We start from the raw sequence: 20,659 nt of genomic DNA on the forward strand, positions 1-20,659 counted from the left end.
CTAGTCGCCTCGGCGCACCACCAGCACGGTCACGTCGTCCCGCCCCCGGCCGAAATCCCGCACCAGCACGGCCGCGGCCAGCGCCGGGTCGTGTCCGATGAGCCCGAAGATGGCTTCGGGCGGCCAGCGCGACTGCAGGCCGTCGCTGTGGCACACGACCAGCGCATGCGCCGGCCATTGCATTCTTGTTTCTTCCGCGCGCCGCATGTTCACGCCCACGGTGCCATGCTGGGGCAGCATCGAACGGTTGAAAATCCCGCTCACCACGCGGATCGCGACGTTGCCCGCGCCCGACATGCGCAATTCCTCGGTTTCGACATCGAGCTGCGCGCGCGTGACGGCTGCTCCGCGCGTCATGCGCAGGACGACATGCGATTCCTCGAGCGCTTCCTTCATTCCGGCAAAGGGCTGCTTGGCAAACAGATCGACCGCGGCCAGCGAGGCCTCTGCCGCATGGATGCCATGTCCCAGGCCATCGGCCACCACCAGCGCCGCGCGCGGGCCCTCGAAGGCCAGGCCCCAGCTGTCGCCGCACACGGTCTCCCCCGGGGCGGGCAGGGCCACCACCCCCCAGCGGAAGGCGCTGCCGCTGCGTGCGCCAGGCCGCAACCGGGCCAGGGTGACGGTGCCTTTGCCGACTTCCGAGTGGATGTCGAAATCCGTCGCCAGCCGCTGCACCGCGCCCAGGCCGTTACCCGGTGTGCCGGCGGTGGAAAAACCATCGCGCATGGCGCGCGGCAGGTCGCTGATGCCCGGGCCGCTGTCGACCGACAGGATCTCGAGCTCGGGTGCCTCGCCCGCGCGCGCGGCAATCCACAGCTGGCCCCGGCCCGCATGCTTGCACAGGTTGCCGCCCAGCTCGTTGATGATGATCGCGGCCTGGCCGCAGCGCACCTCGTCGAAACCCAGATCGCGGCACAGGGCCGCGACGTGGCGGCGCGCCTCGCCTACACCGCTGGGATCGTCTATTGCAAAACAGGCGTGGCTGGAACCTTGTATCACTTCCACCGGGTCACACTGACGCAGGTGCCCACACCCACGGCCGATTCGATGTCGAACTCATGGACCAGCCGCTTGCTGCCGGACAGGCCCAGCCCCATGCCCTTGCCCGAGGTCCAGCCGTCCTTGAGCGCCAGGCCCATGTCCGGAATGCCCGGGCCCTGGTCCCTGAAGCGCAGGCGCAGGCCCTGCTTGAGCATGTCGGTGACGATTTCCCACTCCATCTCGCCGCCGCCGCCATAGACCACGGTGTTGCGCGCCAGCTCGCTGGCCGCGGTGATCATCTTGGTCTGGTCCACGATCGAGAACTTCAGCTGGGTCACCAGTTTTCTCACCACCTGGCGGCAGAGGATGATGTCGGCCTCCACGCGCAGCGGCTCCACGCCCTGAGTGTCATTCGTCAAAAGGATCTCCCTCGACAGACGCTTCCAGGAGCGCCATGCCGCGGCTGACATTGAGGGCGGTCTTGACGCCGTCGAGCGACATGCCCAGCTCCACCAGGGTGATGGCCACGGCCGGCTGCATGCCGACCACGACCGTGGTGGCATCGAGAATGCGCCCGATGCCGGAGATGGCGGCCAGCATGCGGCCCACGAACGAATCGACGATTTCCAGCGCCGAGATGTCGATGAGCACGCCATTGGCGCCGGTATTGGCGATCTGCTCTGCCAGGTCATCCTGCAGGGCCATGGCGGTCTGGTCCTCCATGTCGACCTGGATGGTCACGAGCAAGGAGCGCCCCATGCGCAGAATAGGGATGCGGTACATGGCCTCAGACCTGCCTTGCGGTCTTGGTGAAGGTGTAGCCCCTGCGTTTCATTGCCAGGGCCAGCGCGTCGGCCAAGGTGGCTTTGGAGGTCACGGACTGAAGGTCGATGCCCAGATGGACGATGGTCTGCGCGATCTGCGGACGGATGCCGCTGATGATGCAATCCGCACCCATCAGGCGGATGGCCGTGACGGTCTTGAGCAGATGCTGGGCCACCAGCGTGTCGACGGTGGGCACGCCGGTGATGTCGATGATCGCCAGCTCGGCTTCGGTTTCGACGATGCGCTGCAGCAGCGTCTCCATCACCAGCTGGGTGCGGTTGGAGTCCAGCGTGCCGATCATCGGCACGGCCAGGATGCCGTCCCAGAGCTTGATGACGGGCGTGGACAGCTCGAGCAGTTCCTCCTGCTGGCGCGCGATCAGCTGTTCGCGCGTGCGCTGGTAGGCATCGACGGTCCACTGGGCCATGGCATCGACCAGCCCCGTCACCTCGGAGATGGCCTGGACCATGGCCTGGGTGTCGGACTGCAATTCCTTTTGCAGCGCGGCGAAGATCGGCTGCTTCAGGGCCAGCACGAAGGCACTGGTGTTGCCGGCCGTGATGCCCTGGGCCGCGCGCGAGGCGGACAGCTGTTCCAGGGCCGCCTTGACGGGCTGCCACGCGCCGGAGCCGGCGACGAAGCTGGTATCGGATTGGATGGCGGGCAGCAGCGCGCTCAAGACGCTGCTGGCTTCGGCCTGGGCCTTGGGGGAGGCATTGGCGCCGCCCGCGGCGGCCGCCCAGCCTTGTTGGATCGCCGATTGCTCGCGCTGGAGCAAGAGCGCCAAAGTGTCAAAACTTGTACCCACAGCAACCCTCTCTGAATGTAACTTGTAAGCTCCAAAGATTATGGGGCAAGTCGGCCGCTTGCCCCCTTTCAAGCTGGCGGATGCAGCTGAATCGGGGTTCCCTCCTACAGAGAATGGGCGCTTGGCCTACTGCAGCGACGCAGTGCCGGTGTTCCAACAGCGGGCCTGGGTAGTTGATGCGCTGCCGATGGTTTTGCTCCGGTTTCGCTCTGCTGAAAAATTGAGCAGCTACAATCCTGCCTCCTTTTCCCCGTCTCCTTCCCCATTCCATCCTTCCCATGGCTGCGCTGCGCATTGGTCATATTCCACTGGACAACCGCCTGTTCGTCGCCCCTATGGCCGGGGTGACGGACCGGCCGTTCCGCCAGCTGTGCCGGGCGCTGGGCGCGGGCTATGCGGTCAGCGAGATGGTGACCTCGCGCAGGGACCTGTGGAACAGCCTCAAGACCTCGCGCCGCGCCAACCACGAGGGCGAGCCCGGGCCCATTTCTGTGCAGATCGCCGGCACCGACGCGCAGATGATGGCCGACGCCGCGCGCTACAACGTCGAGCGCGGCGCGCAGATCATCGACATCAACATGGGCTGCCCGGCCAAGAAGGTCTGCAACAAGTGGGCCGGCTCGGCGCTGATGCAGAACGAGAAGCTGGCAGTGGAAATCGCCGAGGCGGTGGTCGAGGCCTGTGCCCCGGCCAATGTGCCGGTCACGCTGAAGATGCGCACCGGCTGGAGCGACGATCATAAGAACGCCGAGGTGCTGGCGCGTGCCTTCGAGGGCGTGGGCATCCAGATGCTCACCGTGCACGGGCGCACGCGCGAGCAGGGCTACAAGGGCTTTGCCGAATACGACACGATTGCCGCGGTGAAGGCCGCGGTGCGCGTGCCGGTGGTCGCCAACGGCGACATCACCACGCCCGAGAAGGCACGCGACGTGCTCGCCCGTACCGGCGCCGACGCCGTCATGGTCGGGCGCGCGGCGCAGGGCCGTCCATGGATCTTCCGCGAGATCGCGCATTTCCTGGCCACCGGCGAGCACATGGCGCCGCCGCTGGTCGCCGAGCTGCGCCGGCTGCTGCTCGAGCATCTGCAGGACCATTACAGCCTCTACGGCGAAGGCACCGGCGTGCGCAGCGCGCGCAAGCACATCGCCTGGTACCTGCGCAGCCTGCCCGGGGGGGAGGCATTGCGCCAACACATCAACACCATCGAGGACTGCGGCGCGCAGTCGCAGGCCGTGGCCGACTACCTGGATTGGCTGGCCACGCGGATGGACCGGCTGCCGGCGGCGGCCGCGTCCGGCGACGCCCAGCCCCTAGAGGAATCCGCAGGACACACTGCATGAGCAACCAGAACATCGAACAAACCGTGCGCGACAGCCTGGAGAGCTACTTCCGCGACCTGGACGGCGAAGCGCCCAACGGCATGTACGACATGCTGCTGCGCGTCGTCGAAAAGCCGCTGCTGGAAGTGGTCATGAGCCAGGCCGACCACAACCAGTCGCGGGCCGCCGAATGGCTGGGCCTGAACCGCAACACGCTGCGCAAGAAGCTGGTCGAGCACCAGCTGCTCTGAGCGCCGGCCGCCGGACGCACGCGACTTTCCCGTTTCCTTTTGAAGATCTTCCACCATGAACGCACTTCTTTCCGTCTCCGACAAGACCGGCATCGTTGAATTCGCCCAGGCGCTGCACGCCATGGGCATCAAGCTGCTCTCGACCGGCGGCACCGCCAAGCTGCTGGCCGACCAGGGCCTGCCCGTCACCGAAGTCGCCGAAGTGACGCAGTTCCCCGAGATGCTCGACGGCCGCGTCAAGACCCTGCACCCCAAGGTGCACGGCGGCCTGCTGGCGCGCCGCGAGCTGCCGGCGCACATGGCGGCGCTCAAGGAACATGGCATCGACACCATCGACCTGCTGGTCGTGAACCTCTACCCCTTCGAAGCCACCGTCGCCAAGCCCGGCTGCACGCTGGCCGACGCGATCGAGAACATCGACATCGGCGGACCGGCCATGGTGCGCTCGGCGGCCAAGAACTGGGCCGATGTCGGCGTGGTCACCGACGCTTCGCAATACGCAGCCGTGCTGGCCGAGCTGCAAGCCGCAGGCAAGCTGTCGCACAAGCTGCGCTTCGAGCTGTCGGTGGCGGCATTCAACCGCATCGCGCAATATGACGGCGCGATCAGCGACTACCTGTCGAGCGTGAATTTCGAGGAAGAGAAGCTGGCGGAGGAATACGTGCCGACGCGCGCCGCCTTCCCCGGCCAGGCCAACAGCCAGTTCATCAAGGTGCAGGACCTGCGCTACGGCGAGAACAGCCACCAGCAGGCGGCCTGGTACCGCGACCTGGCGCCCGCCGCCGGCTCGCTCGCCACCGGCGTGCAGCTGCAGGGCAAGGAGCTGTCGTACAACAACATCGCCGACGCCGATGCCGCCTGGGAATGCGTCAAGAGCTTCGAGGCCCCGGCCTGCGTGATCGTGAAGCACGCCAACCCCTGCGGCGTGGCCGTGGCCGGCAACGCGCATGATGCCTATGCCAAGGCCTTCCAGACCGACCCGACCAGCGCCTTCGGCGGCATCATCGCCTTCAACCGCACGGTGGACCTGGCCGCGGCCCAGGCCGTGGCCAAGCAGTTCACCGAAGTGCTGATGGCGCCCGACTTCACGCCCGAGGCGCTGGAAGTCTTCAAGTCCAAGGCCAATGTGCGCCTGATGAAGATCGCGCTGCCCGAGGATTACAACCAGGTGCGCAACGCCATCGAGACGAAGCGCGTGGGTTCGGGCATGCTGCTGCAGACCGCCGACAACCACGAGCTGCAGCTGGCCGACCTGAAGGTCGTGACCGTGAAGCAGCCGACCCAGGAGGAACTGCAGGACCTGCTGTTCGCCTGGAAGGTGGCGAAGTACGTCAAGAGCAACGCCATCGTGTTCTGCAAGGGCGGCATGACGATGGGCGTGGGCGCGGGCCAGATGAGCCGCCTTGACTCGGCACGCATCGCCTCGATCAAGGCCGAGGCCGCCAAGCTGTCGCTGCGCAACACCGTGGTCGCGAGCGATGCCTTCTTCCCCTTCCGCGACGGCCTCGACGTGGTGGTGGACGCGGGCGCGACCTGCGTGGCCCAGCCCGGCGGCTCGATGCGCGACCAGGAAGTCATCGACGCCGCCAACGAGCGCGGCGTGGCGATGGTCTTCACGGGCGTGCGCCACTTCCGCCACTGATCGGCACTCCCCATGGCGCCGCCCGCATTCAAGGCCCGGCGCTGGCTGGCGGCGGCCGGCGTGGCCGCCGTAGCGGTGGCGCTGCTGGTGCTGGCCTTCCGCAGCCTGACCTCGCCGGCCATGCCCAGCGGCGCTTTGGAATCGCAGCAGACGCTGCATGCCGGTGCGGCGCTGGTGCAGAGCAATTACTGCCTGCGCTGCCACGGCAATGGCCGTTTCGGCCCGGACTTCGCGCAGATCGCCCAGCGTTACCGCGGCGACGCCAGCGCGCCCGCGCAATTGGCCGAGCGCATCCAGCAGGGCAGCTCGGGCCGCTGGGGCCGCAGGGTGATGCCGCGCCAGCCGAATATCGGCCCCGAGGAGGCGCGGCTGCTGGCCGCCTGGGTGCTGGCGCAGCCCGATCCCGGCCAGCCTTGAGGCAACGCCATCGCGCAAGGCGATGGCTGCGTCTTCCAGCGGCGCGGCCTGCGCTTGCAGTCGCGCAATAAACCAACGATTTCGCGGTCCTTCGCGCATTTCTCATGTGGGGATATGCGCAAATCACTATGCTTGCGCGATTTTCCACGGCGCATCGGCTGCTGCACAGGGCAGGGCCAACCAGGTGCGCCGCCATTTCGCAAGGACGCGCATGCAGTGGCTCAGAACCAAAACCATAGAACAGGCGGTGGCCGACTCCGATGAGCCCGGGCGCCAGCTCAAGCGCAGCCTCGGGGTGTTCGATCTCATGATCCTGGGCGTCGCGGTGGCCGTGGGCGCAGGCATCTTCTCGGTAGGCGCGCGCGCCGCAGGCAGCTTTGCCGGCCCGGCCGTGATCTTCTCCTTCGTGCTGGCGGCCATGACCTGCGCGCTGGCCATGATGTGCTACGCGGAATTCGCCTCGAGCATTCCCGTGACGGGCAGCGCCTATACCTACACCTATCTGACGATGGGCGAGGGGCTGGCCTGGATCATCGGCTGGAACCTGCTGCTGGAGATGGTCGCGGCCGCGGCCGTGGTGGCGAAGTACTGGGGCATCTACCTCAGCACCGTGTTCAGCCTGGGCGGCTGGGAGGTGCCGAGCACCGTGTACCTCGGCCCGGTGGCCATGGACTGGGGCCCGCTGCTGATCGTCGGCGTGTTCACCGCGCTGCTGATCGTCGGCACCCAGGTCTCGGCGCGCGTCAACAGCGTGTTCACGCTGATCAAGGTGGCGATCACGCTGTTCGTGATCGCCGTGGGTTTCAGCTACATGGATACGGCGAACTTCTCGCCCTTCGTGCCGCCCTCGCAGCCGCCGATCGCCGGCCCGGGCAGCATCGGCGCCGATGCCTGGGGGCAGCCGCTGCTGTCCTGGCTCACGGGCGCGGTCCCGAGCCAGTACGGCTGGACCGGCGTGCTCTCGGGCGCGGCGCTGGTGTTCTTCGCGTTCATCGGCTTCGACGTGGTGGCGACCTCGGCCGAGGAGGTGCGCGACCCGCAGCGCAACCTGCCGCGCGGCATCTTCGGCGGCCTGGCGCTGGTCACGCTGCTCTATATCCTGGTCACGCTGGCGCTCACCGGCATGGTGCCCTACACCGAGCTGGCCAAGGCCGAGCACCCCTCGCTGTCGACGGCCTTCGTGCTGGTCGGCGCCGAATGGGCGGCGCAGGTCATTGCCGTGGGCGTGCTCGCCGGCCTGACCACGGTGGTCATGGTGCTGCTGATGGGCACCTCGCGCGTGCTGCTGGCGCTGTGCCGCGACGGCCTGCTGCCGCGCGCCTGGGGCACGACCTCGGCCAAGCGCAAGACGCCGGTGCGGCTGCAGCTGCTGTGCGGCGCGGTGGTCGCCTTCCTGGCCGGCTTCACCAATGTCGGGCTGCTCGAGGAGATGATCAACATCGGCACGCTGTCGGCCTTCGTCATGGTCAGCCTGGCCGTGCCGCTGCTGCGCCGCCGCCGCCCGGACCTGGAGCGCGCGCAGCATTACCGCGTGCCCTTCGCGCCCGTGCTGCCATGGCTGTCGGCGGCGCTGTGCTTCTATCTGATGCTCAATCTCACTACATTGACGTGGGTGCGCTTCGTGGTGTGGCTGGCGCTGGGGGTCGTGGTTTATCTGGCCTATGGGGCCCGGCATTCGCGGCTGGCGGGTGGGCGCGATTCAACCTGAAGGCCGCAGGACGTTGGCGCCCTACGGCCCATGCTCAAGCACAGGGCGAACATCTTCATCACCGTTCGTTCTGAGCTTGTCGAAGGATGGACGGCCTGCCCACAAGTTTAGGACCATGCGTTTCGGCAAGGCCCTGCGGGCTTTTTCGTACAGGCCCTTCACCCTTCGACAGGCTCAGGGCGAACGGTACAAAAACCGTGCCCTGATATGCGCTTGCTTGGGCCGACCCCGCAAAGGGCGCCCGCAACTACAGCGTCTTGAACACCTCGCGCGCCGCCTCGACCGTCCGGTCGATATCCGCATCCGTATGCGCCGCGCTCACGAACCCCGCCTCGTACAGCGCCGGCGCGAAGTAGTGTCCGCGCTCGAGCATGCCGTGGTAGAACTTGTTGAAGCGCTGGCCATCCGTGCGCATGACTTCGGCATAGGTGGTCGGCAGCTCCGGCAGGAAGAAGAAGCCGAACAGCCCGCCCTCGTGGTCGGCGCAGAACGGCAGGCCGGCTTCGTGCGCGGCTTCCGACAGGCCGTTCATAAGGCGTCCGGTCTGGCGGTGCAGCTGCTCGTGGAACCCCGCGTGGCTGATCAGCTCCAGCGTCTTCAGGCCGCAGGCGGTGGCGATCGGATTGCCCGACAGCGTGCCGGCCTGGTAGACCGGGCCCAGGGGCGAGAGCTTTTCCATGATCTCGCGGCGCGCGCCGAAGGCCGCCATCGGCATGCCGCCGCCGATCACCTTGCCCAGCACCGTGATGTCGGGCGCGAAGCCCGGGATCTGCTTGGCATAGACGGCTTGCGCGCAGCCCAGCGCGACGCGGAAACCGGTCATGACCTCGTCGTAGACCAGCAGCGCGCCATGCTGCGTGCACAGCTCGCGGATGCGGCGCGTGAAGGCGACGCTGGCGCGCACGAAATTCATGTTGCCGGCAATGGGCTCGATCATGACGCAGGCCAGGTCGTCGGCATACAGCGCGAAGGCTTCCTCGAGCTGGTCGATGTCGTTGTACTCGAGCACCAGCGTGTCCTGCACGGCCTCGGGCGTGACGCCGGCGCTGGTGGCGTTGCCGAAGGTCGCCAGGCCCGAGCCGGCCTTGACCAGCAGGGCGTCGGAATGGCCGTGGTAGCAGCCGTTGAACTTGATGATCTTGCGCCGGCCCGTGAAGCCGCGCGCCAGGCGCATCGCGCTCATCGTGGCCTCGGTGCCGGAGCTGACCAGGCGCACCATTTCCATGGACGGCAGCAGCTCGATCAGCTTCTCGGCCAGCGTCACCTCGCGCTCGGTGGGCGCGCCGAAGCTGAAGCCGTCGAGCGCCGCCTGCTGCACCGCCGCCAGCACCTCGGGATGGCCGTGGCCCAGGATCATCGGGCCCCAGGAGCCGATGTAGTCGGTGAACCGCTGGCCGTTGGTGTCCCAGAAGTAGGCGCCTTCGGCGCGCTGCACGAAGCGCGGCGTGCCGCCGACGGCATTGAAGGCGCGCACGGGAGAGTTCACGCCGCCGGGAATCACGGCCTTGGCGCGTTCGAACAGGGGGATGTTCAGGTCAGTGTTTGGTGTCATGGGGTGGCATCACGAAGCCCTCGAGGGGCATGGGTTCATTGACCGATCGGCCGGCCGGGTCCGCGGGCGCGGGCGCCGCCTCGCCGGGTTCTGCCTCGGCCTCGAGTTCGTCGTCCTCGGGCTGGGCCCAGAACATGCGGTCGGGCAGGAAATGGCCCATGCCCGGGCGGAAACCGTTGTCCAGGCTGTGGTCCAGGTATTCCAGCGCTTCCTGCGTGGCGCTGATCAGGTCATTGCCGCTGGCGACCAGCGCCGTGAGCGCCGCGGACAGGGTGTCGCCGGCGCCGGTGAAGGTGCCGTCGAACATCTCGAAGCGGTGGCTGGCGAGCACCGCCTGCGGGGTCGACAGCACGTTGTCGAGGAACTGCTCGGGCAGCGGCATGCCGGTCACCAGCACGTAGGGCACGCCCAGCGCGTCGGCGGCCATGGCCAGGTCGCGCGCGCTCGGGCTGCGGCTGGCGTCCCAGTCGGGCAGCAGCCAGCGCCACAGCGTGCTGTGGTTGCCGATCAGCACCGAGGTCTGCGGCAGCACCAGCTCGCGGAAGGCATCGAGGTATTGGTCGAGCAGATCGTCGCGCCACCACGACAGCTCGGGCATGTAGCTGATGATCGGCAGCTCGGGGTAGTCGGAGGAGATCTCGGCAATGACCGCCAGGTTCTCGGGGCTGCCGGCGAAGCCGACCTTGATGGCGCGCACCGGAAGGTCCTCGAGCACGGCGCGGGCCTGCTCGTCGACGCAGTCGTCGGCAAAGCTGTGGTGCTCGAAGATGCGGACGGTGTCGCGCACGTAGGTGCCGGTGACCACGCCCAGCGGATGGCCACCCACCGAGGCGATGGTGGTGATGTCGGCGGTGAGCCCGCCGGCGCCGCTGGGGTCGTTGGCATTGAAGACCAGCACGCACACCGGCTGCGCGACGTCGAGCTCTTCAGGCGTCGGGCCGGAGGCGGTGGTAGGGGTGGGGGAGCTTGTCATAGGAGGCCTTAGTGTGCACCGGCACTGCGGCTGGTTGGGCCAGGGTGATGACTGGATACAATCGTTGCATTCTATGTGAAGGCCCTTTAAGCTGTGACGAACCCTAAGACTTGGATGTGTTTGATCTGTGGCTGGCTCTATCAGGAAGAGCTGGGTTGTCCGGAGCATGGCATTCCCCCGCAGACCCGTTGGGAGGATGTGCCGATGAACTGGACCTGCCCCGAATGCGCGGCCCGCAAGGAAGACTTCGAGATGGTTGAAATTTGAGCACAGGCTGAACCTGCGCCGGGAAGAACCTCCCAGGGCCTGGGAGCCCATCTGCCGCTCGAACCGGGGCAAGACAACCTGTGGTCCGTCCCCCCATGCCGGCCCTGACAGCCGGGGAGTTGCGCATGCCTTCCACTGATTCCAACTTTTATTCCGAAACCGCTGCCCCGTCGGCACCGGGCAAGCAGGCCCCGGGGCCGCTGGCGTGGGTCGTCGATGGGCTGTACGAATCGCTCAAGAGCATGGCCGCCGCGCTGGCGCGCTGCGCGCGCGGCAGCGCCCCGCACGCACAGCCGGGCTCCGGGCCGCTGGACATCCCTGCCATGCAGCAGGCGCTGCACCAGGCAGGCAGGTCGCTGCAGATGCTGGAGATGGGCGCGCCCATGCTGCTGGTGCAGGCCCTCGAAGCGGCGCTGCTGCGCTTGGCGCAGGAACCCGATGGCTGTACGCCCGAAGCCGCGGGCACGCTGGAAAATGCCTGCCTGGCGCTGCTGAAGTACCTGGAGGCGGGACGGCAGGGGGCCGCCGTGGCGCTGTTTGCGCCATACCGCGCGGTGCAGTCGCTGGCCGGCAACGACAAGGTGCACCCCGCGGATCTATGGCTGGCCGAGCAGCGCGTGCCCGAACCCGCGTGGGAGGAGGGCGTGCCCCATGGCTTGCCGTACGGCGCGCCGGCGCTGCCCTATGGGCCGCAGGCGCGCGCTGTGCTCGATGCGAGCGTGCTGGCATTCGTCAAAACCGGCGAGGCCGCGGCTGCGGCCCAGCTGCGCGCGGCCTGCCTGGGATTCGCGGTCGCGCAGGCCGAGCCCGAAGCGCGCACCTTCTGGCGCATCGCGGCCGGGTTCTTCGATGCCTTGGCACAGGGGCTGGTCGAGTCCGATATCTATGCCAAGCGCACCACCTCGCGCGTGCTGCTGCAGTACGCCACGATGGCCAAGGGCGACAGCCGGCGGCCCGAGCGGCTGACCTCGGAACTGTTGTTCTTCTGCGCCCAGGCGGGCTGCCAGGCCGCCGGCGACGCGGGCGCGCAGCCATCGGTGCTGCGTGCGGTGCGCTCCGCGTATGGCCTGGAGTGCCGCCCGCCCTTGAGCCTGGCCCCCGAGGGCACGGGCGACGAACTGCGCGCCCTCTTTCTCGAAGAAGCGCACAAGGCCGTGCGCCAGGGTGTCGAAGCGCTGGCCGCGCTGGCCGCCGACGCTGCGGATCGGAGTGCGCTGGCGCAGCTGCGCCGCGCCTTCCATGCACTCAAGGGCAGCGCGCGCATGGCCGGGCTCGATGAATTCGGCGAGGCCGGTGCGGCCATGGAGCAGATGCTCCACGGGCTGGACGGGCAGCAACCCGTGCCGGCCGCCTTTCAGGCGCTGGCACGCGAGGCCCTGCAGGCCCTTGCGGCCTGGGCGGATGCCATGGCCGATGGCCGGGACCAGGACTGGTCGGCCACGCCGTTTCGCGCCGCCGCCGATGCCATGCGCCTTGTGGGCCAGCGCGCTCCCGTGGCGCTGCGGCCATCGCGCCGGCGCCGCATGGCGCTGGATACGCCGGCGCCGCCAGCCCAGCTGCCGCAGACGCAAGAAACAAGCCCCTTGCCGCTGCCGGACGTCGACGCGGACGCAGCCGAGGGAATCGATTTCGCGGCCATTGAATGCGCGCTGCAGGCCAGCCAATCGCTGGCGCAGAGCGCGCCCGCGCTGGCCCCCGCGCTGGCGTGCGGCGCGGGCTTGCAGGTGCCCGAGGCCGCAGCGCAGCCTGCAGCCGCAGCCCTGGATGGCGCTGCCGGGCGGATCGACGGCCTGGGCATCAACGCCTATCTGAACGCGGCCGACGAGTGGTCGCGCCGCCTGGAAACCATGCTGCAGGAATGGCGGCTTGCGCCGCAGCGGCCCCAGCCCGAGGACGCGGCGGCCTGTGCGCACGCGCTGGCCGGCAGCTCCGCAGCGGTGGGTTTCAAGGATCTTTCCCGCCTGGCAGGCTTGCTGGAGCAGGCGCTGATGCATGCGCGGGCGCAGGGCGCGGCCGATGCGCAGCAGCTGGAAGTGTTCCAGGCCGCGGCCAGCGAGATACGCCGGCTGCTGCACCAGTTTGCCGCGGGCTTTCTCAAGCCGCCGCAGCCCCCGGTGGAAGAAGCGCTGCAGCGGTTGCTGGACCAGCTGGCCAGCCAGCCGCTCGAGGCATCGGTGGCGCGCTCGCGCATGGACGCGTGCCTGGAGCAGGCGCGCAGTTCGCTGCACGATCTCGGCGCCACCCTGGAGCGCCTGCGCCAGCCGCTGCGCGCCCTTGAACTGCAGGCCGAAATGCAGCTGCGGCGCCAGGCGCTGTCGCGTGCTTCGGCGCAGGGCTCCGATGCGCTGGAAGTCGATCGCAATACGCGCATGCACGAGCGCATGCGCAGGATGGCCGGGTCGGTCGCCGACGTGGCCGCGGTGCAGCGCAGGCTGCAGCGCCAGCTTGCGGCCGCCGAGGACGAGCACCTGGAGCCGGTCCGGCAGGGCAGGGGGCATGCAGAGGTGGCCGTGCCTGGCGCACTGCGCGACTGAGGCGAACCGTAGCGGCCTGGCCGCCTGGGGCAGGGGAATCAGGATTGTTCGTCCTGAACGCTCCCCTTCACCACTCCATACCTCGAAAGCGTCCGCTCGCGCGCCTGCGCATGGTCCACCAGCGGCCGCGGATAGCTCCCCATCCCCGGCACCTGCCCCGCATCCACCAGCTCCACCCCTGCCGCCGCCAGTTCACGCGCCCCGGCCTGCCAGGGCGCGTGGATCAGCTTGTCCGGAAGTCCCGCCAGCTGCGGCACATAGTGGCGGATGAAGCGCCCCGCCTGGTCGAACTTCTCGCTCTGGCTGACGGGGTTGAAGATGCGGAAATAGGGCTGCGCATCGCAGCCGCTCGATGACGCCCACTGCCAGCCGCCATTGTTCGACGCCAGGTCGTAATCATTGAGCTTCTCGGCAAAGTAGCGCTCGCCCCAGCGCCAGTCGATGCCCAGGTCCTTGACCAGAAAGCTGGCCGTCACCATGCGCAGCCGGTTGTGCATGTAGCCGGTCTGGTTGATCTGCGCCATGGCCGCATCGACCAGCGGGTAGCCGGTGCGGCCCTCGCACCAGGCGGCAAACAGCCGCCTGGCCTCGGCGCCTTGCTCCCACTCGATCGCGTCATACGCGGGCTTGAAGCTGTGCGTTGCCACGCGCGGGTGGTGCGCCAGGATCTGGTGGTAGAAATCGCGCCAGATCAGTTCGCTGAGCCACACGGCCGCGCCTGCGTTGTGCTTTTGCGAAGCCTCCCAGGCCAGCCGCGCGACCTCGCGTATCGATACCGTGCCAAAGCGCAGGTGCACGCCCAGATAGCTCGGGCCCTTCACGGCCGGGAAGTTGCGTGCCTCGCCATAGTCGGCCAGCCGCGGCAGGAAGTCGGCCAGCAGCCTGGCCGCGCCCGCGCTGCCCGGCGGCAGGGGCAGGGATGACAGATTGGTCGGCTCGAAGCCCATCTCGGCAAGGGCCGGCACGGGCCGGCGTTCGCCTTCGGGCCGGGGTGCCAGCTGCTGCGCGTGGCGCTCCACGGGGTAGGACGAGAGATAGAAGGCATTGAGCTTGCGTAGCCAGGCGTTCTTGTAGGGCGTGAACACGCTGAAGGGCTTGCCCGAGAGCGTCAGCACCTCGTTGCGCTCGAAGATGACATGGTCCTTGTAGGTGTGCAGCGCCGCGCCCGCCGCCTGCAGCGCCTTGCGCACGGCGCCATCGCGCGCCTGGGCATCGGGCTCGTCATCGTGGTTGGCAAAGACGGCCGTCGCGCCAAGCTGCTGCGCGAGGCGCGGGATCTCCTGCGCGGCCACCCCCTGGCGCACGATCAGCCCGCCCCCGGCATGGCCCGACAGCGCGCGCAGATCGGCATCGAGCTGCACCAGGCTTTCGCGGATGAACTCCACGCGCCGGTCGGCGCGCGCCAGCGGCGCGAGGATCTCCGCGTCGAAAAGAAACACGCAATGCACCTGCGAACAGCTGCGCAGCGCGTGGTAAAGGGCGGCGTGGTCGCGCACGCGCAGGTCGCGCCTGAGCCAGACCAAGCCCACAGGTCCCGAAAGTGCCATGGATCACCGTTAAAATCAATGAATGCCCGCTGATTCTGCGCCTATCAACTTGACGCACCATTTTCTGATCGCCATGCCCGGCGTCGAAAATGAGTCCTTTTCGCGCAGCGTGGTGTACCTGTGCGAGCACAGCGAGCGTGGCGCCCTGGGTTTGATCATCAACAAACCCATGCCATTGAGCCTTGAAGGCCTGCTCGACAAGATCGATCTTTCCCTCGGACGCGAGGATCTGCGCTCCAATGTGGTCTACCGGGGCGGCCCGGTGCAGACCGACCGCGGTTTCGTGCTGCACGAGGCGTTTGCGGCCGAAGGCGGCATTCCCTCCGACGAATCCATCTACGCCTCGACCATGACCATCCCCGGCGGCCTGGAGATGACCACCTCCAAGGACGTGCTCGAGGCACTGGCGAACGGCGCCGGCCCGCGCCGGGTGTTCGTCTCGCTGGGCTACGCCTCCTGGGGCGAGGGCCAACTCGAATCGGAACTGGCGGAGAACGCCTGGCTCACGGTGGGCGCCGACACGGCGCTGATCTTCGACGCGCCCGTGGCCGAGCGCTACGACCGCGCGCTGGGCCTGCTGGGCCTGCACGCCTGGTCGCTGTCGCGCGACGTGGGGCACGCATGAGCGAAGCCTCCCCGCAGGGCGCCGGCGCGCCCGCAGCTCCGCCACGCGCGTCGGGTACCGCGCCGGCCGTGGTGCCGGCGCATTTCCAGAGCTTCCTGGCCTTCGACTTCGGCGCCAAGCGCACCGGTGTCGCCACCGGCAGCCGCATGTTCGGCATCACCACGCCGCAGGCCACGATCAAGGCCGAAGGCGCCGACGCGCGCATGCTGCAGGTGGCGGCGCGCATCAAGGAATTCGAGCCCGACGCGCTGGTGATCGGCGTGCCCTGGCACCCCGACGGCACGGCGCACGAGAACACCGCGCGCGCGCTGAAGTTCGGCCGCCAGCTGCGCGGGCGCTTTGGCCTGCAGGTGTTCGAGGTGGACGAGCGCTACAGCACCACCGAGGCCCTCGCCGAGGGCGCGCGCGATGCCGATGCCGCGTCGGCCTGCATCATTCTTGAACAGTTTCTGAGGAGTCTTCCATGAACGATCCGAGAGCCGGCAGCGGCACCCTGGTGCTCGACGCCGAGGCGCTGTACCGCGAACTGCTGCGCGGCGTGCGCAGCCTCATGGGGCCCTCGACGCGCCTGGCGGGCATCGCCTCGGGCGGCGCCTGGCTGGTCGAGCGCCTGCACCAGGACCTGAAGCTGGAGGGCGCGCCCAGCGTCATTTCCTCGGCGCTGCACCGCGACGATTTCGCGCAGCGCGGCATGGCCAGCAGCGCGCAGACGCAGATTGATTTCGACGTCAACGGCGCCGACATCCTGCTGCTCGACGACGTGCTCTACACCGGCCGCACCATCCGCGCCGTGCTCAACGAGCTCTACGACTATGGCCGCCCCGACTGCGTGCGCCTGGCGGTGCTGGTGGACCGCGGCGGGCGCGAGCTGCCGATACAGGCCGACTTCGCCGCCGCGCGCGTGGCGCTGCCGCCCAAGCAATCGCTGGCGCTGGCGCAGGACGAGCAGGGCCGCTTCCAGTTCCGCATCCAGGAGGCCTGAACGTGTTGTACAAGCGCAATCCCCAGCTCAACAAGAACGGCGAGCTGATCCACCTGCTGTCGACCGAGGGCCTGTCCAAGGACATCCTGACGCATATCCTCGACACCGCCGCCAATTTCGTCAGCGTCAACGACCGCGAGATCAAGAAGGTGCCGCTGCTGCGCGGCAAGAGCGTGTTCAACCTGTTCTTCGAGAACAGCACGCGCACCCGCACCACCTTCGAGATCGCCGCCAAGCGCCTGTCGGCCGACGTGTTCAACCTCGACATCGCGCGCAGCTCGGCCAGCAAGGGCGAGTCGCTGCTCGACACCATCGCCAACCTCTCGGCGATGGCCGCGGACATCTTCGTCGTGCGCCACAGCGAGTCGGGCGCGCCCTATCTGGTGGCCCAGCATGTGGCGCCGCACGTGCACGTGGTGAATGCCGGCGACGGGCGCCACGCCCATCCCACGCAGGGGCTGCTGGACATGTACACCATCCGCCACTACAAGAAGGATTTCTCCAACCTGCGCGTGGCGATCGTCGGCGACGTGCTGCACTCGCGCGTCGCGCGCTCGGACATCCACGCGCTCACCACGCTCGGCGCGGCCGAGGTGCGCGTGGTCGGCCCGCGCACGCTGGTGCCATCGGATCTGGCGCAGATGGGCGTGCGCGTGTTCCATACGCTGGAGGAAGGCATCCGCGATGCCGACGTGATCATCATGCTGCGCCTGCAGAACGAGCGCATGACCGGCGCGCTGCTGCCCTCGAGCCAGGAATACTTCAAGGCCTTCGGCCTGACGGCCGAGAAGCTGCGCCTGGCGCAGCCCGATGCGATCGTCATGCATCCCGGGCCGATCAACCGCGGCGTGGAGATCGACTCCGAGGTGGTCGACGGCCCGCAGGCCGTGATCCTGTCGCAGGTCTCGTTCGGCATTGCCGTGCGCATGGCCGTCATGTCCATCGTCGCGGGCAACGAAGCCTGAGGTCCAGACCCATGAAACTACTGATCCAGAACGGCCGCGTCATGGACCCGGCCAGCGGCTTTGACCAGGTCTGCGATATCGCCGTCGATGGCGGCCGCGTCGCTGCGATGGGCGCGGCGCCCGCGGGCTTCGAGCCCGGGCGCGTGATCGATGCCAACGGCTGCTGGGTGCTGCCCGGCCTGGTGGACCTTGCGGTGCGCCTGCGCGAGCCCGGCCATGAACATGAAGGCATGCTGCAAAGCGAGATGGCGGCCAGCGTCGCCGGCGGCGTGACCAGCCTGGTCTGCCCGCCCGACACCGACCCGGTGCTCGACGAGCAGGGCCTGGTCGAGATGCTCAAGTTCCGCGCCGAGAAGCTGAACCAGTCGCGCCTGTTCCCGCTGGGCGCGCTCACGCGCGGCCTGGCCGGCGAGGTGCTGACCGAGATGAACGAGCTGACGGAGTCGGGCTGCGTGGGCTTCGGCCAGGCCGACGTGCCGCTGGCCAGCACCCAGACGCTGCAGCGCGCGCTGCAGTACGCCGCCACCTATGGCTACACGGTCTGGCTGCGCCCGCAGGAGATGCACCTGGGCAAGGGCGTGGCCGCGAGCGGGCCGCTCGCCACGCGCATGGGCCTGTCGGGCGTGCCGGTGTCGGCCGAGACGATCGCGCTGCACACCATCTTCGAGCTGATCCGCGGCACCGCGGCGCGCGTGCACCTGTGCCGGCTGTCGAGCGCCGCCGGCGTCGAGCTGGTGCGCCGCGCCAAGGCCGAGGGCCTGAACGTCACGGCCGACGTCAGCATCAACTCGCTGCACCTGACCGATACCGACATCGGCTACTTCGACAGCAGCGCGCGCCTGAACCCGCCGCTGCGCCAGCAGCGCGACCGCGATGCGCTGTCGGCGGCGCTGGCCGACGGCACCATCGACGCGCTGGTCTCCGACCACACCCCCGTCGATGACGACGCCAAGGTGCTTCCCTTCGCCGAGGCCGAGCCCGGCGCGACCGGGGTGGAGCTGCTGCTGTCGCTGGCTGTGAAATGGTCCGAAGCGCAGCAGGTGCCGCTGGCGCGCGCGCTCGAAGTCGTCACCGCCGCGCCCGCGCGCGTGCTGGGCACGGCGCTGGGCGCGCTGCAGCCGGAGATCGGCCAGCTGCGCGAGGGTGGCATTGCCGACCTGTGCATCGTCGATCCCGGCACCCACTGGGAAGTCACTCCCGCGGCGCTGGCCAGCCAGGGCAAGTGCACGCCGTTCAGCGGCTACGAACTGCCGGCGCGCGTGCGCTGCACGCTGGTGGCCGGGCGCATTGCCTTCGAGCGTGCCTGAGAGGCGCTGGGGCCGTACGGCCCTGCGCCTGCTGCGGCTGGCGGGCCATTTGCTGCGCGGGCTCTGGACCATTGCCTGGCGCTTCCCGCGCCTGTCCACCCTGCAGCGCAATGCGCTGGTGCAGGCCTGGGCGCAAGGATTGCTGGCGCGCATCGGCGTGCAGCTCGAGGTGCACGGCACGCCGCCGGTCAGCGGCCCGGTGCTGCTGGTGGCCAATCATCTTTCCTGGCTCGATATTCCGGTGCTGCACGCGGCGCGCCATTGCCGCTTCATCTCCAAGTCCGATGTCGACTCCTGGCCGCTGGTGGCCACATTGGCGCGCGCCGCGGGCACGCTGTTCATCGACCGCGGCTCCCGCCGCGACACGCTGCGCATCGTCAAGCTGATGGGCGAGGCGCTGCGCGCCGGCGATGTGCTGGCGGTGTTTCCCGAGGGCACGACCAGCGATGGCACGGCGATGCTGCCGTTTCGCGCCAATCTGCTGGAAGCCGCGATCGAGGTGGACGCGCCGGTGCAGCCGCTGGCGCTGCGCTTCATCGACCCGGCCACGGGGCTGGACAGCCCGGCGCCCATTTACGCGGGCGACACCACGCTGTGGGCATCGGTCTGGAGCACGCTGAGCGCGCCGGCGATCATTGCGCGCGTGGAATATGGGGTACCGCAGAGGGCGCATGGGCGCGACCGGCGTGCGTGGGCACGTGACTTGCAGTCGGAAGTGGAACGGTTGCGGCGCGCTTAGTTGTTTTTCGCGCAAGTAGAGGGGCTGAATCGCGGTAATCTAGCGTTTTGGACCGTCCATCCTTCGACAGGCTCAGGACGAACGGATTTTCCGTTGCCGAACTCTCGTTGGACGCACGCTGCACAAACCCGTTCGCCCTGAGCTTGTCGAAGGGTGTTTTGGGCTTTTCAATCACGGCTACAGGTGTCCCCATGAAAATTTCCCGCTTATCCCTGCTGGCACTGGCTCTGGCCGGCCTGACCTCGGCCCACGCCGGCAAGACCCTCGACACCATCAAGCAGCGCGGCCAGATCAGCGTCGGCATCAGCAGCGGCGTGCCCGGCTTCTCGGCCGCCGACAGCAAGGGGCAGTGGACCGGCCTCGACGTCGACGTGGGCAAGGCGATTGCCGCCGCGCTGCTGGGCGACGCCAACAAGGTCAAGTGGGTGCCGCTGGCGTCGCAGCAGCGCTTCACGGCGCTGCAGTCGGGCGAGGTCGACGTGCTTTCGCGCAATACCTCGGTCACGCTGACGCGCGATGCCTCGATGGGCCTGGCCTTCACCGCCGTGGTGTTCTACGACGGTCAGGGCTTCATGGTGCCGGCCAAGACCAAGGTGCAGAGCGCCAAACAGCTCAAGGGCGCGACGGTCTGCGTGCAGGCGGGCACGACCTCCGAGAAGAACATGACCGACTTCTCGCGCATCCACAAGCTCAATCTCAAGCCGGTGGTGTTCGACAAGTTCGACGCCGCCAATGCCGCGTATTTCGCCGGCCGCTGCCAGGCCTACACCACCGACGCCTCGGGCCTGGCTTCGGTGCGCGCCAAGGAAGCCAAGGATGCGAAGGCGCACACCATCCTGCCGGACCTGATCTCCAAGGAACCGCTGGGCCCGCTGGTGCGCCGCGGCGACGACGAGTGGCTGTCCATCGTGCGCTGGGTGGTCTACGGGTTGATCGAGGCCGAGGAGAACGGCATCACGCAGGCCAATGTGGACAAGCTCAAGGCCGAGACCACCGACCCGACCATCGGCCGCCTGCTGGGCAAGACCGAGGACACCGGCAAGCTGCTGGGCCTGGACAAAGACTGGCTGGTGCGCGCCATCAAGGCCGTGGGCAACTATGGCGAGATCTACGAGCGCAATGTCGGCGAGAAGACCCCCGTGGGCCTGGCGCGCGGCAAGAACCAGCTCTGGACCGAGGGCGGGCTGATGTACGCGCTGCCGGTGCGTTGAGCC

21 protein-coding genes are annotated in these 20,659 nt (G+C 68.4%); 14 read left to right on the forward strand and 7 right to left on the reverse strand.

Going from position 1 to position 20,659, the window contains the following annotated elements:
- The 4 genes from M9799_RS11175 to M9799_RS11190 are packed head-to-tail and all read right to left on the reverse strand — an operon-like array spanning position 1 to position 2,596.
- Positions 1-1,008 carry an ATP-binding SpoIIE family protein phosphatase gene (locus M9799_RS11175; protein ID WP_231041752.1) on the reverse strand — a complete coding sequence of 336 codons (1,008 nt, stop codon included), beginning with the start codon at positions 1,006-1,008 and terminating at the stop codon, positions 1-3.
- A complete protein-coding gene (locus tag M9799_RS11180) occupies positions 999-1,403 on the reverse strand; it encodes an anti-sigma regulatory factor (RefSeq protein WP_231041753.1) in 405 nt (134 codons plus the stop codon). The genes M9799_RS11175 and M9799_RS11180 overlap by 10 nt, the downstream gene beginning before the upstream one ends.
- The gene (locus M9799_RS11185; protein ID WP_231041754.1) at positions 1,393-1,767 is read right to left on the reverse strand and encodes an STAS domain-containing protein; all 375 of its coding nucleotides are present in this window, start codon (positions 1,765-1,767) and stop codon (positions 1,393-1,395) included. Before M9799_RS11185 ends, M9799_RS11180 begins: the two co-directional genes overlap by 11 nt.
- A 4-nt stretch (positions 1,768-1,771) precedes the next feature.
- Entirely contained in the window at positions 1,772-2,596 is an 825-nt protein-coding gene (locus M9799_RS11190; protein ID WP_231041755.1) for an STAS domain-containing protein, read from the reverse strand.
- A gap of 299 nt (positions 2,597-2,895) precedes the next feature.
- Between M9799_RS11190 and dusB the strand changes: the two genes are divergently transcribed.
- The 5 genes from dusB to M9799_RS11215 all read left to right on the forward strand — a co-directional run bounded on the left by dusB (position 2,896) and on the right by M9799_RS11215 (position 7,954).
- Complete coding sequence (gene dusB / locus M9799_RS11195; RefSeq protein WP_231041756.1) at positions 2,896-3,957, forward strand: tRNA dihydrouridine synthase DusB; 1,062 nt, start codon at positions 2,896-2,898, stop codon at positions 3,955-3,957.
- Positions 3,954-4,187 carry a Fis family transcriptional regulator gene (locus M9799_RS11200; RefSeq protein WP_175502886.1) on the forward strand — a complete coding sequence of 78 codons (234 nt, stop codon included), beginning with the start codon at positions 3,954-3,956 and terminating at the stop codon, positions 4,185-4,187. The genes dusB and M9799_RS11200 overlap by 4 nt, the downstream gene beginning before the upstream one ends.
- Before the next feature lie 55 nt (positions 4,188-4,242).
- Positions 4,243-5,829, forward strand: coding sequence for a bifunctional phosphoribosylaminoimidazolecarboxamide formyltransferase/IMP cyclohydrolase (gene purH / locus M9799_RS11205; RefSeq protein ID WP_231041757.1), 1,587 nt, complete (start codon positions 4,243-4,245; stop codon positions 5,827-5,829).
- 12 nt (positions 5,830-5,841) lie between these two features.
- Positions 5,842-6,246, forward strand: coding sequence for a c-type cytochrome (locus M9799_RS11210; RefSeq protein WP_231041758.1), 405 nt, complete (start codon positions 5,842-5,844; stop codon positions 6,244-6,246).
- A gap of 211 nt (positions 6,247-6,457) precedes the next feature.
- Positions 6,458-7,954, forward strand: coding sequence for an APC family permease (locus M9799_RS11215; protein ID WP_231041759.1), 1,497 nt, complete (start codon positions 6,458-6,460; stop codon positions 7,952-7,954).
- A gap of 247 nt (positions 7,955-8,201) precedes the next feature.
- Here the strand turns inward: M9799_RS11215 and hemL are convergent, their stop codons facing one another.
- Positions 8,202-9,506 carry a glutamate-1-semialdehyde 2,1-aminomutase gene (gene hemL, locus M9799_RS11220; protein ID WP_231041760.1) on the reverse strand — a complete coding sequence of 435 codons (1,305 nt, stop codon included), beginning with the start codon at positions 9,504-9,506 and terminating at the stop codon, positions 8,202-8,204.
- On the reverse strand, positions 9,490-10,479 hold the full coding sequence (gene thiD / locus M9799_RS11225) for a bifunctional hydroxymethylpyrimidine kinase/phosphomethylpyrimidine kinase (protein WP_231041761.1): 990 nt from the start codon (positions 10,477-10,479) through the stop codon (positions 9,490-9,492). The genes hemL and thiD overlap by 17 nt, the downstream gene beginning before the upstream one ends.
- Positions 10,480-10,593: 114 nt before the next feature.
- On the opposite strand from thiD, the gene M9799_RS11230 reads away from it, so the two are divergent.
- Positions 10,594-10,746 carry a rubredoxin gene (locus M9799_RS11230; protein WP_231041762.1) on the forward strand — a complete coding sequence of 51 codons (153 nt, stop codon included), beginning with the start codon at positions 10,594-10,596 and terminating at the stop codon, positions 10,744-10,746.
- Between the two features lie 125 nt (positions 10,747-10,871).
- Positions 10,872-13,280: a FimL-related protein gene (locus tag M9799_RS11235; protein ID WP_231041763.1), complete on the forward strand. Its 2,409-nt coding sequence runs from the start codon at positions 10,872-10,874 to the stop codon at positions 13,278-13,280.
- 38 nt (positions 13,281-13,318) lie between these two features.
- On the opposite strand, the gene M9799_RS11240 is transcribed toward M9799_RS11235, so the two are convergent.
- Positions 13,319-14,827: a cryptochrome/photolyase family protein gene (locus M9799_RS11240; protein WP_231041764.1), complete on the reverse strand. Its 1,509-nt coding sequence runs from the start codon at positions 14,825-14,827 to the stop codon at positions 13,319-13,321.
- 22 nt (positions 14,828-14,849) lie between these two features.
- Between M9799_RS11240 and M9799_RS11245 the strand changes: the two genes are divergently transcribed.
- The 7 genes from M9799_RS11245 (at position 14,850) to M9799_RS11275 (ending at position 20,656) form a co-directional block, all read left to right on the forward strand.
- Positions 14,850-15,452 carry a YqgE/AlgH family protein gene (locus tag M9799_RS11245; protein WP_231041765.1) on the forward strand — a complete coding sequence of 201 codons (603 nt, stop codon included), beginning with the start codon at positions 14,850-14,852 and terminating at the stop codon, positions 15,450-15,452.
- Positions 15,449-15,919, forward strand: a complete 471-nt coding sequence (gene ruvX / locus M9799_RS11250) for a Holliday junction resolvase RuvX (protein WP_231041766.1) — start codon at positions 15,449-15,451, stop codon at positions 15,917-15,919. Before M9799_RS11245 ends, ruvX begins: the two co-directional genes overlap by 4 nt.
- Positions 15,916-16,434 (forward strand): bifunctional pyr operon transcriptional regulator/uracil phosphoribosyltransferase PyrR, encoded by a 519-nt coding sequence (gene pyrR / locus M9799_RS11255; RefSeq protein WP_231041767.1) that lies wholly within the window; start codon positions 15,916-15,918, stop codon positions 16,432-16,434. The genes ruvX and pyrR overlap by 4 nt, the downstream gene beginning before the upstream one ends.
- 2 nt (positions 16,435-16,436) lie before the next feature.
- Positions 16,437-17,399, forward strand: a complete 963-nt coding sequence (locus M9799_RS11260; RefSeq protein ID WP_231041768.1) for an aspartate carbamoyltransferase catalytic subunit — start codon at positions 16,437-16,439, stop codon at positions 17,397-17,399.
- 11 nt (positions 17,400-17,410) lie between these two features.
- Complete coding sequence (locus M9799_RS11265) at positions 17,411-18,706, forward strand: dihydroorotase (protein WP_231041769.1); 1,296 nt, start codon at positions 17,411-17,413, stop codon at positions 18,704-18,706.
- A complete protein-coding gene (locus tag M9799_RS11270; protein ID WP_231041770.1) occupies positions 18,699-19,445 on the forward strand; it encodes a lysophospholipid acyltransferase family protein in 747 nt (248 codons plus the stop codon). Before M9799_RS11265 ends, M9799_RS11270 begins: the two co-directional genes overlap by 8 nt.
- Positions 19,446-19,636: 191 nt before the next feature.
- Positions 19,637-20,656 (forward strand): amino acid ABC transporter substrate-binding protein, encoded by a 1,020-nt coding sequence (locus tag M9799_RS11275; RefSeq protein ID WP_231041771.1) that lies wholly within the window; start codon positions 19,637-19,639, stop codon positions 20,654-20,656.
- Positions 20,657-20,659 lie beyond the last annotated feature (3 nt).

Source organism: Comamonas endophytica (assembly GCF_023634805.2).
GTDB classification, from domain to species: domain Bacteria; phylum Pseudomonadota; class Gammaproteobacteria; order Burkholderiales; family Burkholderiaceae_C; genus Comamonas; species Comamonas endophytica.